The organism is Methanoregula sp. (assembly GCF_050010295.1).
Lineage (GTDB): Archaea > Halobacteriota > Methanomicrobia > Methanomicrobiales > Methanospirillaceae > Methanoregula.
Genome location: NZ_JBEKLH010000001.1, coordinates 432,235 through 446,370 on the forward strand (window position 1 = coordinate 432,235; position 14,136 = coordinate 446,370).

14 protein-coding genes and 1 pseudogene are annotated in these 14,136 nt (G+C 47.9%); 4 read left to right on the top strand and 11 right to left on the bottom strand.

What is annotated here, in order from left to right; all coding sequences use genetic code 11:
- The 4 genes from ABSB80_RS02255 to ABSB80_RS02270 all read right to left on the bottom strand — a co-directional run bounded on the left by ABSB80_RS02255 (position 1) and on the right by ABSB80_RS02270 (position 4,228).
- On the bottom strand, positions 1-1,194 hold the full coding sequence (locus ABSB80_RS02255) for a DDE-type integrase/transposase/recombinase (RefSeq protein ID WP_428367727.1): 1,194 nt from the start codon (positions 1,192-1,194) through the stop codon (positions 1-3).
- A gap of 1,117 nt (positions 1,195-2,311) precedes the next feature.
- Entirely contained in the window at positions 2,312-3,007 is a 696-nt protein-coding gene (locus ABSB80_RS02260) for a hypothetical protein (RefSeq protein WP_428367729.1), read from the bottom strand.
- Complete coding sequence (locus tag ABSB80_RS02265) at positions 2,958-3,965, bottom strand: DNA-methyltransferase (protein ID WP_428367731.1); 1,008 nt, start codon at positions 3,963-3,965, stop codon at positions 2,958-2,960. Before ABSB80_RS02265 ends, ABSB80_RS02260 begins: the two co-directional genes overlap by 50 nt.
- 92 nt (positions 3,966-4,057) lie before the next feature.
- Positions 4,058-4,228 (bottom strand): hypothetical protein, encoded by a 171-nt coding sequence (locus ABSB80_RS02270; protein ID WP_428367733.1) that lies wholly within the window; start codon positions 4,226-4,228, stop codon positions 4,058-4,060.
- Positions 4,229-4,364: 136 nt separating this feature from the next.
- Between ABSB80_RS02270 and ABSB80_RS02275 the strand changes: the two are divergent.
- Positions 4,365-4,781 (top strand): annotated as a pseudogene (locus tag ABSB80_RS02275) (hypothetical protein); the annotation flags it as partial.
- A 33-nt stretch (positions 4,782-4,814) separates the two neighbouring features.
- Entirely contained in the window at positions 4,815-5,549 is a 735-nt protein-coding gene (locus ABSB80_RS02280; protein WP_428367991.1) for a DDE-type integrase/transposase/recombinase, read from the top strand.
- A 472-nt stretch (positions 5,550-6,021) separates the two neighbouring features.
- Here the strand turns inward: ABSB80_RS02280 and ABSB80_RS02285 are convergent, their stop codons facing one another.
- The gene (locus tag ABSB80_RS02285) at positions 6,022-7,053 is read right to left on the bottom strand and encodes a hypothetical protein (RefSeq protein ID WP_428367735.1); all 1,032 of its coding nucleotides are present in this window, start codon (positions 7,051-7,053) and stop codon (positions 6,022-6,024) included.
- 228 nt (positions 7,054-7,281) lie between these two features.
- On the opposite strand from ABSB80_RS02285, the gene thsA reads away from it, so the two are divergent.
- Positions 7,282-8,946, top strand: coding sequence for a thermosome subunit alpha (gene thsA, locus ABSB80_RS02290; protein WP_428367737.1), 1,665 nt, complete (start codon positions 7,282-7,284; stop codon positions 8,944-8,946).
- A 181-nt stretch (positions 8,947-9,127) separates the two neighbouring features.
- Here thsA and ABSB80_RS02295 read toward each other — a convergent pair whose 3' ends face one another.
- Positions 9,128-9,721: a cupredoxin domain-containing protein gene (locus tag ABSB80_RS02295; protein WP_428367739.1), complete on the bottom strand. Its 594-nt coding sequence runs from the start codon at positions 9,719-9,721 to the stop codon at positions 9,128-9,130.
- A 278-nt stretch (positions 9,722-9,999) separates the two neighbouring features.
- Between ABSB80_RS02295 and ABSB80_RS02300 the strand changes: the two genes are divergently transcribed.
- Positions 10,000-10,392, top strand: a complete 393-nt coding sequence (locus tag ABSB80_RS02300) for a hypothetical protein (protein ID WP_428367740.1) — start codon at positions 10,000-10,002, stop codon at positions 10,390-10,392.
- A 21-nt stretch (positions 10,393-10,413) separates the two neighbouring features.
- On the opposite strand, the gene ABSB80_RS02305 is transcribed toward ABSB80_RS02300, so the two are convergent.
- The 5 genes from ABSB80_RS02305 to ABSB80_RS02325 form a co-directional block, all read right to left on the bottom strand.
- On the bottom strand, positions 10,414-11,136 hold the full coding sequence (locus ABSB80_RS02305; RefSeq protein WP_428367742.1) for a hypothetical protein: 723 nt from the start codon (positions 11,134-11,136) through the stop codon (positions 10,414-10,416).
- Between the two features lie 165 nt (positions 11,137-11,301).
- Positions 11,302-11,562, bottom strand: coding sequence for a 4Fe-4S binding protein (locus tag ABSB80_RS02310; protein WP_428367744.1), 261 nt, complete (start codon positions 11,560-11,562; stop codon positions 11,302-11,304).
- On the bottom strand, positions 11,559-12,086 hold the full coding sequence (locus tag ABSB80_RS02315) for a 2-oxoacid:acceptor oxidoreductase family protein (RefSeq protein ID WP_428367746.1): 528 nt from the start codon (positions 12,084-12,086) through the stop codon (positions 11,559-11,561). The genes ABSB80_RS02310 and ABSB80_RS02315 overlap by 4 nt, the downstream gene beginning before the upstream one ends.
- Entirely contained in the window at positions 12,079-13,191 is a 1,113-nt protein-coding gene (gene porA / locus ABSB80_RS02320) for a pyruvate ferredoxin oxidoreductase (RefSeq protein WP_428367748.1), read from the bottom strand. The genes ABSB80_RS02315 and porA overlap by 8 nt, the downstream gene beginning before the upstream one ends.
- Positions 13,188-14,066 carry a thiamine pyrophosphate-dependent enzyme gene (locus ABSB80_RS02325; RefSeq protein ID WP_428367993.1) on the bottom strand — a complete coding sequence of 293 codons (879 nt, stop codon included), beginning with the start codon at positions 14,064-14,066 and terminating at the stop codon, positions 13,188-13,190. The genes porA and ABSB80_RS02325 overlap by 4 nt, the downstream gene beginning before the upstream one ends.
- Positions 14,067-14,136 lie beyond the last annotated feature (70 nt).

Here is a 14,136-nt window from a genome sequence, read left to right on the forward strand (position 1 = left end):
TTAAGATTTCTCTAATACAGCCAATCCGATCATGGTCTGCCAGCGATTTCCACTTAGATCTAAGGGGATATTTGCCATCTGTGCCGGTGTAAGTCCACCAATGCCCTGATGTGGTCGGATATAATTGTAATAAGTCTGCATTCCAGCGGCAAACTCCATAGCGCTTACCGAGCTGTCGAGTGAGCGGAATACCTTTGTCCTCTCCCTGAATGTCCCATTTAACCGCTCAAGGATGTTGTTGTTGGGCTTCGTCTCGAAGTCCTTTAACCGGATGTGCGGGTTCTGGATTGGCGCACTGTGATCAAAGAACTCAGCTTTAACCGCCTTCTTGTAAGCCTGTAGCCCATCGGTAACAATTGCATCGGGTCTCCGGTTTGCCGCCTCTTTTGCCTTCTTTAACGGTATCCGTGCATCTTCTACGAACCGTGTCTCAGTGATCTGGCAGGCAAGGAGATAGCGCGTTTTTGCGTCCATGACGTTCCAAAGCCATTCGTAGCACTTTTTCTGACCCTCCTTCTTGATGAACACCGTTGTCTCATCAGAATGCCAGATATTGCCTACCTCAGCTTGGTGCTTTTCGGCATACTTTGAAAGGAGCTTCAGGTACTTGCGAATCCAGCGGATAACGGTTGAGTGAACGACGGTAACATTGTGGAATTGCTTTAAATGATCCACGATCTTTCGGTCTGAAAGTCCCTTGAAGTAAAGATCGAGAGTGAGGGTGATTGATTCAGGAGAGTGCTTCATCTTGGAGAAGCCTTTGTCAACGACAAACCGGTGGTTGCAGTCGAGGCAACCGTAGCGCTGGACTTCTCCGTAAGTGGTCTTTCTGATTCCGCGCTTTACGACGTTAGCACTTTTACAAACTGGACATGTGACTCCGATATCAACTCCGTTTAATTTTTGAGCTTTAATATCAGCCTCTACTTCTACTTTAAGCTTCAGACTGAATTGAACGGCGAAGATATGTTTGCATATTACATTGCGGGTCTGGTGATCGGGACAGGTGCATGACCATACTGCTTGGCCGCGCATTCGTGCGTGGCGATCCTTGTATACCCTTGTGATTTGATAGTACGCATTCTTCGACTGTGACCGGACATCCCATTCATTTTTGCCGGTCTGGATAATGGTTTCCGGTTCCGATAGGATTTTTAATCCTCTTAATTCTCTTGGGTTGTTGAATTTGTCCATCTTCACTCACTCCTGTAACCTACTCATTGCTATATTACTATTAGGTAAGATTACATATATACCTTCTGGTGATAGAGCAAAGAGTATATACCATTGAGTAAATACAGGGTACTATGGCACGAATTAAACTAGATGGTTTTAGGTGTGAGCGGTGCGGTCACGAATGGGTAAAACGGGGAGAGGACGATCCTAAGGTTTGTCCGAAATGCAAGAGTCCCTATTGGGATACACCGAGGAAAGTTACAAAGCAATAATCTTGATCGGATTAGCAGTGAAATAACCCAATCTTTTATTTATTTTTGTAAATACGATCATTTGTTGCCGGAATTTCCGTTTGCGGTACGTATAGAGCTTATTTTCACTATATGACCGACACATTAACAAGCTGTGAAGTAAAAAATAAGTTATCCGCTGGAAAGCTTCAACCTTGCCAACGGATGATCAGAACGAATGCGCCAGATTAAGGCCGCAACCCATCTGGTGCTTACTGAGTAGAAGTTTTAGTGGATACTATCTCTTCTACTTTTGATTAAATAAGGGTTGCTGTTTAGACGGTGAACACCAATCCCACATGCCAGTGTTGGGTGAAGAGAAGCGCCCTATATGGCATCGGTGCGAAATTGGGCTCAAGAGCTACCGGAGGTAGTAATGAGTGCAGACGCTCTAGTGCGTCAAAGCGAATCAGCTATCGAGCATGTAAAACAAACTTTTGCAGTGAGCGTAATACACCAAGTAATCTGTGAAAACTGCAGCGAACGTAGCTATTCAATTAGCAGTTTTTCAGACACTAACCATCCAATTATTGCTCGTCTGAAATGTTTGAATTGCGGAGCTATATGCGATTTTACGATATACCCCACCACATACGGGGCTTGTACCGGTATTAAATCGCCGAATATCCACTAATCTTTTTTACTATTTTTCAAAAAGTCCCGCGATGCACCACCCAACTTTGAAAATCGGAAAGTCCCTAAGACGCACCAGAACCTCCTTAGAGGTTCTGATAGGTTCACGGGACTTCGGGACTTTTGAAAATTAGTGATAGATCGCGGGACTTCCCCACGCAAAAAACCATGAAAAACCATGATGATGATTCATAGACCCTCAAAAAATTTTATTAAAAATTCTTTGTAAACAGTAAATTTTCTGAGGGAATTTTAGATTTTAAAATTTCATATTTTTTATTACGCTTAGGAAGGGTAGCATTTTTCATAGTACCCTGAAATCTATCAGTAGCCCAACCCTCAGTAATTCCTCTTTCTAAATCGCCCGATCGGAGGAAATATGCAGACACTTGCTTTATTAGAATTTTCTCTTTTCTTGGGCGTTCTCTTCTTCCTAATTGCTTACCCTGAATCAAATATTTACTTGAATTTCCTTTTAATGAGTCATGCCAACTCCTAAAATTTCCACTTTTATCTGTTGAAATTTCTGCATTAACTAAGATAACCCCAATTCCATTATTACTTGAAATAAGGTCATCATACTGTCTTATATCACCCAGAGGAATTTCATTTTTCTTGAAATCATGTACCCTCGTATCCCAAAGGAAATTGCCTTTTATAAAATGTCTTTTTCCATTATTATATGGCACAATTTTACAATCGGGATTTTGTAAACAAAATTTTTGAAGTAAATATTTGATATAGAAACCGGGCCATTCAACCTCTTTCCAACTCGGACCTTTATTTACTTCCATTTCCAAAATAGATTCTTTCCCATCTATCCAAAGGGGAGTTTTGCCCTCCCCAGATCCGTATTTTTCAAATAGTGCTCCCACTAATATTTCGGCCTCTTGCTTCGGATTTGACATTTATTTGCCCCTCCCCCTCTTTTATGTAGAGTTGATAAGCTGATGGATATTTCTTCTGTATTATATCATGGATTTCTTTAATCTTTTCATCAAGGGGGGTATATTCATAACCAGTTGGCATATCGTTTATTCGATTTTGAATCATCGGTTTTGTCTTTTCATTAATCTCGAAGCCAAAATAATGTCTCCAGATACTTTTTGCCGCAACAGCGGTAGTACCCATTCCCATGAATGGATCGAAAACCAAATCCCCAGGCCTAGATCCGAATTCTATACATTTTTTGACAACATCTATTGGTAATGTTGTTGCGTTCTTAATTTCCCCTCTTTTGTATTTGCGTTTAATATCCCAGACATCTTCGGGGTAGTTCTCCATTTTATTAAAATAATAATTGTCTAAGTCCTTTGCAAGCAACAGGATGTGATAATGGCTTGTAACATATTTTTTCTTAGTAAATACGCCAAATTGGTATTTCCATATTAAATGATTTATCGTATGAAGACCGTTCAGTCTAGCTTCCCTTAAAATGTCTTCAAGGTGGTTCCATCCACTAAAAATATATGCGGTGGCATTGGGTTTCATAATTTTTTGGATTGATTTCATCCAATTTTTTGTAAATTCACTATAGTCAGCATCTATTTCCTGATAAGAATCGACTACCAATCTTTTATCTCTGTTATACTCTGCCCCCTTCCCTGAAAAATCAAGGCCGAATGGTGGATCAGCGATGATAAGGTCAACACAGTTTGGTGGCATTGCATCCATACCAGAGATACAATCTTGAAAAAGAATTATATCCTTAGGTATTTCTGGGCAACCAGAATAGTCATCATAGAGTTCTTTGGCTTCCTCTGGAGTCCAATAAGCGGGTCTGAATTTTAAAGCGGCAAGACCGGGAGTGTATTTTCGATTTTTTTTCCTGCTATCAACGAATTCTCCTGATTCGGGGATCTCCATATATTGAACACCTAAGATAGTATGTGTAATTGAAAATCTAAATAAGTTTCGGTCTCCGATTCGAAAAATAGAAGCTATAGCTTACTGAATCTTTAATCTGGGTCTTTATTCTCGTTTTTATTTTTCCTCTCTCTCGTGACTTTCTCAATCGTTACCTTGACGAAATCCCCTTCTTGGATATTTTCGAGTTCTCTCACTTCAGTCGGTATCGTAATCCGTCCACCTTGGATCACTTTCAATGTAGCAGAATGTATCTGTGTCATATAAATCTAAGATAGGAATACGCATTTAACCCATTTAATACTTTCTAATTGAATCAACATCAAAAGGTTTATAATGTATAAATACGTATTATAATGTATAGTAAATACACAGAGATACATAGAGTGTGAGTGAGAAATGATCCGCCAACTAACCAACCCACGAGAATTAAGGGGACTTGCGATCCTCTCGCAGCCCAATACGGTTATTCAGACTGGCAAAGATGAATGGGATGTCCGATCACAGAGTAAGGACGCATATTACCAAGTCGTCCGGACGTTCCATGACAGGCACGCTCAACAGCGCGGGCAGGCAACTTGGATATGCTCCTGTCCCGACCACCAGACGCGTAATGTGATTTGTAAGCACATCCACGCCGTGCAGCTCTCGTTAAAGATTGCCGGTGATGTTCAGGAACAAAGCACAAAAACCGCCATTGATAATACAGAGCCGAAGATCCTTTGTCCCTCCTGCAAGAGCGCCAATGTTGTAAAGCGCGGCATTCGTAAAACCCAATTCGGGGAGGTTCAGCGGTATGGTTGCACTGATTGCGGGCACCGGTTTATAGTCGATAAGGGATTCTGCCGGATGAAGTTCAGCCCGAAGATTATCACGCAGACTCTTGATCTTTATTTCAAGGGACTTTCCCAGAGAAAGATCGCAGACCACCTGAAACAGTTTGAAAATGTTAGTGTTGCCCAACCGACCATTCTTGACTGGATCAAGAAATACCTGAAACTCCTTGCGAAGTACTCCGAGAAGTACAAGGCCGATGTCGGTAACATCTGGCACTGTGATGAGACAACCGTGTTCATCAAGAAAGATGGCGAGAAGAAGTACTATCAGTGGATATGGAATCTCATGGATGCAAAGACCCGTTATCTCCTCGCCTGCCAAGTCACTGAGAGCCGGTTTGTGAAGGACGCACGGAAACCCCTGAGCAAGGCAAAGGAGATCGCCAAGAACGCACCGGACGCGATTGTGACGGATGGCTTACAGGCATACAAAGAAGCAATCAAGGCAGAGTTCTATGGACTCGGACGCATTCAGAACCCGCATGTTCGGCTGAAGGACTTCGAGACGAAACCGAACAATAATATTCTCGAACGCTTGAACGGAACATTCCGAGAGCGCACGAAGGTTATGCGGAGCCTTGACAGCTCAATCGGCGCTGAAGAGTTCGCTGCGGGGATGCAGACCTATTACAACTACATCAGACCCCACCAGGGAATTAACGGAATGACGCCAGCACAGATGGCAAATATCCCGATCAATCTGATGGGGAACCGGTGGGAAACGATGATTGGATTGGCGATAAAATAATTTTTAATCGAACAATAACACATACAGACGTTTGAATATCATCAGTAATGTCATAATGAAATGAGTTACTCCAAAATATACAACAAATGAGAATACAATAACCAATAAACAGATAGTCCAATCATTTAATATCAGCATTAAAAGCAAAATTATTATCAATATTGTCGATAAGAGAAGCGTATAAATTGAGTTCGCATAAAGATGTTCTAACAATCTTGATTTTAACGTCGATAATTTCCCAGTTGAGCCATTCACAATAGCAAAGATAACTAAAATAATATTCAATAATAGCCCAATAAATATTGAAAAAGCTGTAATCAGTGAAGTGATTATACTCTCATCAAGATATTTATGGAAATAAAGGAAGGCACCAGCTACGATCAGGGGTATAATTAAAAAATACAAAACACGATAAAATAGATTGGCATCTTCTTTTAGTGTTTGGAAATGTTTACGAATAATATCGTCAACATTAATGAGTGGAATCATGTTTTTTCTTCTCCTCTGAAATTTCGTCAATTTCCTGATTTAGAATATTCATACACTCTTTTGAGATGTCAAGTAAAGCGTTATAGGTAGGGTGACCCTTTTCCTTGGGGATGTTATTGTCTAAAATCCACTCCTCACCAACCTTCCCTTCACCCATCCCGAAGGTAATTGTTCGAGAACTTCCCTTTTGTTTAATTACTGCTTTGATGGCATCATATGTTTCATCAAGGACTTCATAATTTACAGCACCTTTATTCCCCAACATTTCCTCGATCTTTTCGGTTAAAATTAGTGTTTTGTTCTTAGCGACTCCAAAAATCACTTTTTGGCGTAATTCTTTGAATTCGCCTTTATGTATCTTTTCTGCCGTATCTTTATCGACAGTTTTTTTGATCAATTCCAATTCAACTAATCTCGATGATCTGATCACTCCAACGAAATCTTTCGAAACGATTCTTCGAAATACTATCGAATAGTTGTATTTTTTAAGATATTCATTCAGATATTTTTGAAGAGCGACTGTTACACCGAATGTTCTAACAGTCTGAAGAATTATTTTTCCGTCAACACTATTTTCTGGTATTCTAAAATGAAAGAAAAAAGGGAACACTTCGGAGTCATTTATCCCCCTTGCATCTGGTTTATATGATTTATCCTCAATATTGAAAAAATCTGCACTTAACCCATATTCTCCACTTTTGATAATCCCAAAAATATCGCGATTTAACGGTTCATATCTTTCTATGGATATTGTCTTTTGATCGTCTGGGAAAATGGTAGTAATTCCTCGTGATTTAATAAAATCCTGTAAAATGTAAAAAAGATCATTCGTCTTTTTTAAATTTTCAATCTCGTCTAAAATAGATTTTATGGTGGTTTGGTCAATATGGTTCCGTTTTTTTAGTTTTTCTTCTAATTTTGACTTTTCCCCATTGAGATCATCCAGTCGTAAATTATCCCCACTATCAATTTTTTTAATGTGGAGAGCATAAGGGATTAGCTTGAATTTCGTCATTAAGTGAGGGATGGGTACGATGTAATAAATTAATATATCTATATTAATCTCTACATGATCTCCAGAAACTGATCCAAGATTGGATAGAGCGCGCTGCCCAATACAAAAAGTCCCGCGATCTATCAGGTCATCCTTTTTTGGTAAAAGTCCCTTCATCCTATCAGAACCTCCTTAGATAATGTTTATATAGAACCACAAACCAATTTTAGTGCTAAAAGTGGTGATTATATGTCACAGCAACTTGGAGGACAGCAGATACTTATTCTCAAGGAAGGCAGCACCCGTACCCGCGGCCGCGACGCCCAGGGTATGAACATCACCGCCGCAAAGGCAGTGGCAAGTGCAGTCAGGACCACGCTTGGTCCCAAGGGCATGGACAAGATGCTCGTCGACACTATCGGCGACGTAGTAATCACGAATGACGGTGTCACGATCCTCAAGGAAATGGACATCGAGCACCCGGCCGCAAAGATGATGGTCGAGGTCGCAAAGACCCAGGATGATGAGGTCGGCGACGGTACCACCACCGCAGTCGTCATTGCAGGGGAACTCTTAAAGAAAGCAGAGGACCTCCTCGAGCAGGACGTCCACCCGACCATCATCGCAGCCGGTTACCGCCAGGCTGCCGAGAAGGCGCAGGCACTCTTAAAAGACCTCGCCTTCGATGTCAAAGCAACGGACAAGGCTCTCTTAAGGAACATTGCAAGCACCGCGATGACCGGCAAGGGCGCCGAGGCATCCAAGGACAAGCTCTGCGACCTCGTTGTCAGGGCAGTGACCATGGTCACTGACGATGACGGTAAGGTCGACATTGAGAACATCAAGGTCGAGAAGAAGACCGGTGGCTCAATCGAGGACTCCGAGATTGTTGAGGGCGTACTCATCGACAAGGAACGCGTCCACCCCTCAATGCCCAAGAAGGTTGTCAATGCAAAGATCCTTCTCCTGAACGCAGCAGTCGAGTTCAAGAAGACCGAAGTCGACGCCGAGATCAACATCACCAGCCCCGACCAGCTCCAGGCATTCCTCGACGAGGAAGAGCGGATGGTCAAGGGTATCGTTGACAAGATCGTCAAGAGCGGCGCAAACGTCCTCTTCTGCCAGAAGGGCATTGACGACATTGCGCAGCACTACCTGGCGAAGGCAGGGCTCTTTGCAACCCGCCGTGTCAAGAAGAGCGACATGGAGAAACTCGCCCGGGCAACCGGTGCAACTCTCGTCTCCTCGATCGACGCGATCAGCAAGGAAGAGCTCGGAAAGGCCGGACTTGTCGAGGAACGCAAGGTCGGCGGCGAAGAGATGACCTTTGTCGAGCAGTGCAAGAACCCGAAAGCAGTCTCGATCATTATCAAGGGCGGCACTGAGCACGTTGTCGACGAACTCGAGCGTGCCATCCATGACGCACTCCGCGTTGTCGGTGTCGTTGTCGAGGACAAGAAGGTTGTTGCAGGCGGCGGTGCAATCGAGACCGAACTCTCGCTCCGTCTCCGCGAGTACGGCTCAACCGTTGGCGGCAGGGCACAGCTCGCCATCGAGGCCTTCGCATCAGCCCTCGAAGTCATCCCGCGCACCCTTGCAGAGAATGCAGGCCTTGACCCCATCGACATGCTCGTCGAGATCCGTGCAGCCCACGAGAAAGGCAAGAAGTCCCACGGCCTCAACGTGTTCGAAGGCAAGGCAGTCGATATGAAGGCTGCCGGCGTTGTCGAGCCGCTCCGCGTCAAGACCCAGGCCATCTCCTCTGCGGCAGAAGCGGCGGTCATGATCCTGCGTATTGACGATGTCATCGCATCGTCCAAGTCCCCCTCACCCGGACCCGAGGGAATGCCTCCGGGCGGCATGGGTGGAATGGGTGGAATGGGCGGCATGCCTCCGGGCATGGGCGACTACTAAACCCGATTTTTTACATTTTTTCCCGTTCTTTTTTTCTGAATCCGGCTATATTCAGGGCGTACCCGAACCGTTTTCTTCCGGAAATATTCTGCCGAATTGATCGTAATCCTGCCTGCCGGATTATCCACGAATACATCTCCCGGCATACAAGAGACAATAAAAAGAGTGATGGATCTCCTGATCAGGAGGTTGTTGTCGGGGCCGGTGCAGCTGTGATGATGTCTCCTCCGAAGAGTGGCGCACCCTTCTGGATGGTGATAGTACCGGTTACATTGGGGTAGTAACCATCGACAAAATGATAGGTGCCTGGGGTCTCCCCGAAAGAAAAGCTGAACGATGCGCCGGGTACCATAGCTCCGGAATTGAAAATCCCTGTTGCCTTGACCGAGTGGACGATGGTATCATCGTTTCTCCACGTAATCGAGGTTCCCGGAAGGACCATGAGTGTCGCCGGGGTGAACGTGTTGTTCGCGATATGGATGATCGTGACCGTGGTGGAGGGTGTCATGACCGCGGTCGGGGTCTGGGTCAGGGAGGGCAGTTCAGTCGGTGAAACCGGAGGAGTCGAGTTTGCCATTGTCGCATTCGCCATTATTTCTGTCGTAGGAACCGGCGTTGCAACAGTGGTTACAACCGTTGTTTCGACCGTGGGGGCAACCGTTGTGACTACCGTTGTCGGCGCTGTGGTCACTTGTGCAGGTTTTGCCTGCTGCGTGCATCCGCTGGCCGCAACAAGGACAATGAACAAAAGAACCAAGCCAATACAGTATTTCATGGACAGTAAATTGAATTCGCCTTCTAATTAAATTTACTTCCCAGACTTCGGGCGTTTTCCTCCAATTCCCGTAAACTGTGGCGTTGATGCAAAAATGTCGTATAATTTACGGCCGGACCGGTTTTGTTGTGCGGCCTATGCGGTTAACCGCTCTTGTACCGGTGGCGGGTCGGAATGACTGCACTCCAGGTGGTCCGGCAAAAGAAACTGGCAACAGGCACACCCTGGCGTTCTTTCATGGATTTTCTGTGTCTCCCTGCATATCAGGCAACAGATTAATGAACACCGAGGCATCAGTACCTCCCATGAGCGACCGGTTCATCTTTACAAAATACCGCACGGACTGCTACCATTGTAAAGAGCTTGCCGACCAGATCATCAAGGCAGTGCCGTACCAGGCTCAGGTCGCGTGTAACAATTGCGGTGCAACGCGGGTCTTTGTCCCCCGCAGCGAAGATATCGATGCGGCAGGGACGCTCACCCGGATCGGAAAGTATCCCGTATGGGAGCTGGTGCAGGACGCCACGTGCCGGAACTGTAAAATTACCGGCCCCCACGATGTGATCGTGAGTTCACGGCACCTCACCGTCCGCTGCCGGAACTGCCATTTCACGCACTTCTACAAATTCGATCTCGAATATATAGCCAAGGATGAGCTGAAAGCACCGTGACCAGATCCACGTGACCGGTTGTCAGCAGGATCCTGATGAGCTCAGAACCGGATAGGTATCTGCGTACAACTCGAGAACGGCTTCAAGCCGGCTTTTCAGCTTCTCATTTCTCGCTATGAGGAAGAATACGATTTCATTGTCCGTGATCGTCAGTGGGTCTGCACCTGCGATCTCTGCAAGCTGACTGCAGCGGTGCCGGACGTATCCGTCATGCTTCAGCCGGGGAAAGTGCTGGTAGATGACGAGGATCGAGTGATCGTCCATGCCTTTCGCAATCCTTTCCACTTCCTCGAAAAGCAGGTGTTTTTCCGTGGGCCTGCTCTCTTCCAGCCCGATATCCGGGTCAAGGAATATCAGGGTTTTCTTGGGCAGGCGGGACAGGATCGTATCGAAATACCGGCTGCGCCCCTGATGGGAGAACTGCTCTTTGTGGAGAATATCAACGAGAATATTTTCCTTTTTAAAATAATCGTGGATTGTCTGGAAATATTCGAGATCGTTGTCGATCTCCTGCAACCGCTCCATGTGGGTTACGAGATCCCTGTTCTGGCTTCCCGCCCTGCCGAGCTTTGTCGCTTTTTTGAGATCCCGTACCGCGCTCTTCTTTCTGCCTGCCTGTAGCGGGGTATCGGTCAGCATCGGGATAAAAGTAAAACTGTCAAAGACCGGCATGGCTTTCATGATGTGGCGCACGAGGTCAAACTTAAAAAGATCCCGCGTGTCGCCAAAAAAGGTACGGTTCATCAGATCATCCTCATGCGGTGATATTCGGGTATTGAATAAAAATGTTATGAATTGGGTACCGGTTTTCCCTTCAGGATGAATACCGGCAATTTACTGCCGCAAACTTGAGTTTTATGCCACACATTCCACCCGTTTTTGGCGGATGGCAAAAGGTTAATACGAACCCTACTTCTCTTCCCGTACCATGGTTATTGCCTTTTTCGGGCACTCATTTGCGCAGATACCGCAGCCCTTGCAGAAGTCCAGGTCGATGGCAAGCTCTTCATCGATGGCCGCATCGGGGCAGTACGTCTGGCAGAGCCCGCATTCGTTGCACTTCTCTTTATCCACAACGGGACGGAATACCCTCCACGTCCCGGTTTTTCCGGCCGCGCCCACAACGGGCCTGCTCATGGCGAGGCGTTCGCGTTTTGTGTCGCTTGTCATGAATGGACCTCCCTATAGGCAGCTTCAGCCGCCTTGACATTGCGCTCGTCAGTGAACATTTCCCTGATAGCCTTTATTGCCGATTCGGGTGAGATGATCCCCATCCTGGCAAGAGCCCCTATCACCGGTGTGTTAAGGATCGGGCTTCCTGCAACAACAAGGTTCTCCTTCAGTGCAATCCCGGTCAGATCGACATGGCCGGACGAAAAGCCCCCGAATTCCTTTGCATGGGCGCTGTTGATCAGCACCCTTCCGCCGGACTTGAGCCCCTGCAGGACATCGACCACATCCATCACACTTGCGTCCAGCACAATTACCATGTCAGGTTTTTTGATCTGGCTGTAGACCCTGATCGGCTTGTCATCGATCCGGACGAACGAGACGATCGGCGCCCCCCGGCGCTCGGCACCGTAAAACGGTGCTGCGGTTGCATACTTACCGTCATGGATGGCCGCGAGCGCGAGGAGCCTGGCTGCAGTGACACCTCCCTGCCCGCCCCGCGAATGGATCCGGATCTCATACATGGCTGTTCACTCCGAACCAGGACTCCTCACCCATGCGCCGGTTCCGCACGAACCCGGCAATATCCTCGTACGTGACTTCCTGCCCGCCGATACCGGCGATCACGCTGAATATCTCTTTTTTGGTCTGGGCCATGATGGAGGTCGCAAGGATGCCACCGTGCCCGAAGGAATAGTCGCGGTCGATGACGACCACCTCTTTTCCGGCCAGGTCCAGTTTCGGGAACGGGCGGAGCCAGCGCAGGCGCATCGAACCGGCTTTTACGCCATCGCTGCGGAGCTGGTCAACAGCGACTTCCGCCTCCTTCCCCAGCGTGCCCATGGCTACGACGACCACCTCAGCATCCCCGCACAAGTAATCGTCGGTGAACCCGTATTTCCGGCCGAACCGCCGTCCGAATTCGATCTCCGTCTCTTCGATCACCTTCACCGAGTCCCGCATCGAGCGCTCGATGTCCCAGCGGAACCTGAACTGCTGGTCAGGTCCGGTGAGCCCCCCGTATCCCGCCGGGTTCTTTACGTCAATGGCATGGGGCATGTGTAGCGGCGGGATGAAATCCCCCGGGTCGACCGTCTCGAGAGGCTGCATGATATGGGAGAGCAGGAACCCGTCAAGGTTCACCATCACCGGCAGGAGGACGTCGTTATGTTCTGCGATCCGGAATGCCATCAGGGTTGCGTCATAGGCTTCCTGCACGGTGCTGACATAGACCTGCAGCCAGCCGGTGTCCCGCTCCTGCATGGCGTCCGTGTGCTCCGCCCAGATGTTCCAGCCGGGCCCGAGCGAGCGGTTGACGTTGGCCATGACCACGGGAAGTCTTGCACCGGCAGCCCAGTTGGTCATCTCGTGCATGTAGAGGAGCCCGTGGGAGCTGGTTGCTGTAAAGGTGCGGACCCCTGTGATGCTCGCGCCGATGCAGGCCGCCATCGCAGAGTGTTCGCTCTCGACCGGAATGTACCGGGCCTTCAGTTCTCCGCTGGACACGAACTCCGCGATCTGTTCCACGATCTCGGTCTGCGGGGTGATGGGGTAGGCTGCGATTACGTCGGGCTTCGCCTGTTTTACCGCTTCGGCAACCGCCTTGTTGCCGGTCGCGATCTTCTTCATGGTGCTGCCTCCTCTGCTGCGAGTTTTGCAAAGGTTTTTGCGATCCGCTGTTTCAGGATCTCGACCGTCTTGGGATCGATACCCTTGAACCGGCCCTGCGGAGTGAGGTAGTCCTCGAGAGGGATGGGCTTTTTCATCGCCACTTTGGACTGGGCGCCCATCGTCAGTTTCCCATACTCGCGCTCATAGAGTACCCACATACCGGATTTCACGGCAAGTTTTCCCATCTCTACCGTTTTCTCCGTTGAATACCGCCAGCCGGGCGGGCAGGGTGCGAGTACATGGATGAAGCTGGGCCCGCGAAATGTGAGGGCTTTCTGGACTTTCTTGAAAAGGTCCTGGGGGTACGCTGCGGCAGCGGTTGCCTGGTACGGCGGGTCGTGGGCTGCGATGATCGCATCGATATCCTTCTTGAAATCGGTCTTTCCCGTGGGTGTGGTCGTGGTCTTTGCCCCGAGCGGCGTCGCGCTGGACCGCTGCATACCGGTATTGCCGTAGGCCTCGTTGTCATAACAGATGTAGAGGAAATCGGTACCCCGCTCAAAGGCGCCTGACATGGACTGGATGCCAATATCGAGCGTCCCCCCGTCGCCGGCGTACACGATTACGTTCGTCTTTTTTCCTGCCGCCCGGAACGCGTTGCTCATGCCGCTGGCGCATGCAGCTGCCGCACCGAACGCGATATTGTAGACCGGGATTTTAAAGGCAGTATTCGGGTAGATTCCCTGGATGACACTTGTACAACAGGCAGGCACGACCAGCACGGTGTCGGGCCCTGCAGCCTTGAGCACGTACCGGAGTGCGAGCGAATCGCTGCATCCGGCACAGGCCGAAGTACATTTCAGGATATATTCTTCCTTCGGAATTTCGGCGATAATCTCCAACTCCTGCAGTGAATGAATGGGACTGGCGAAGGCGACAAAACGGTCGCGGTTCTATCAGTAG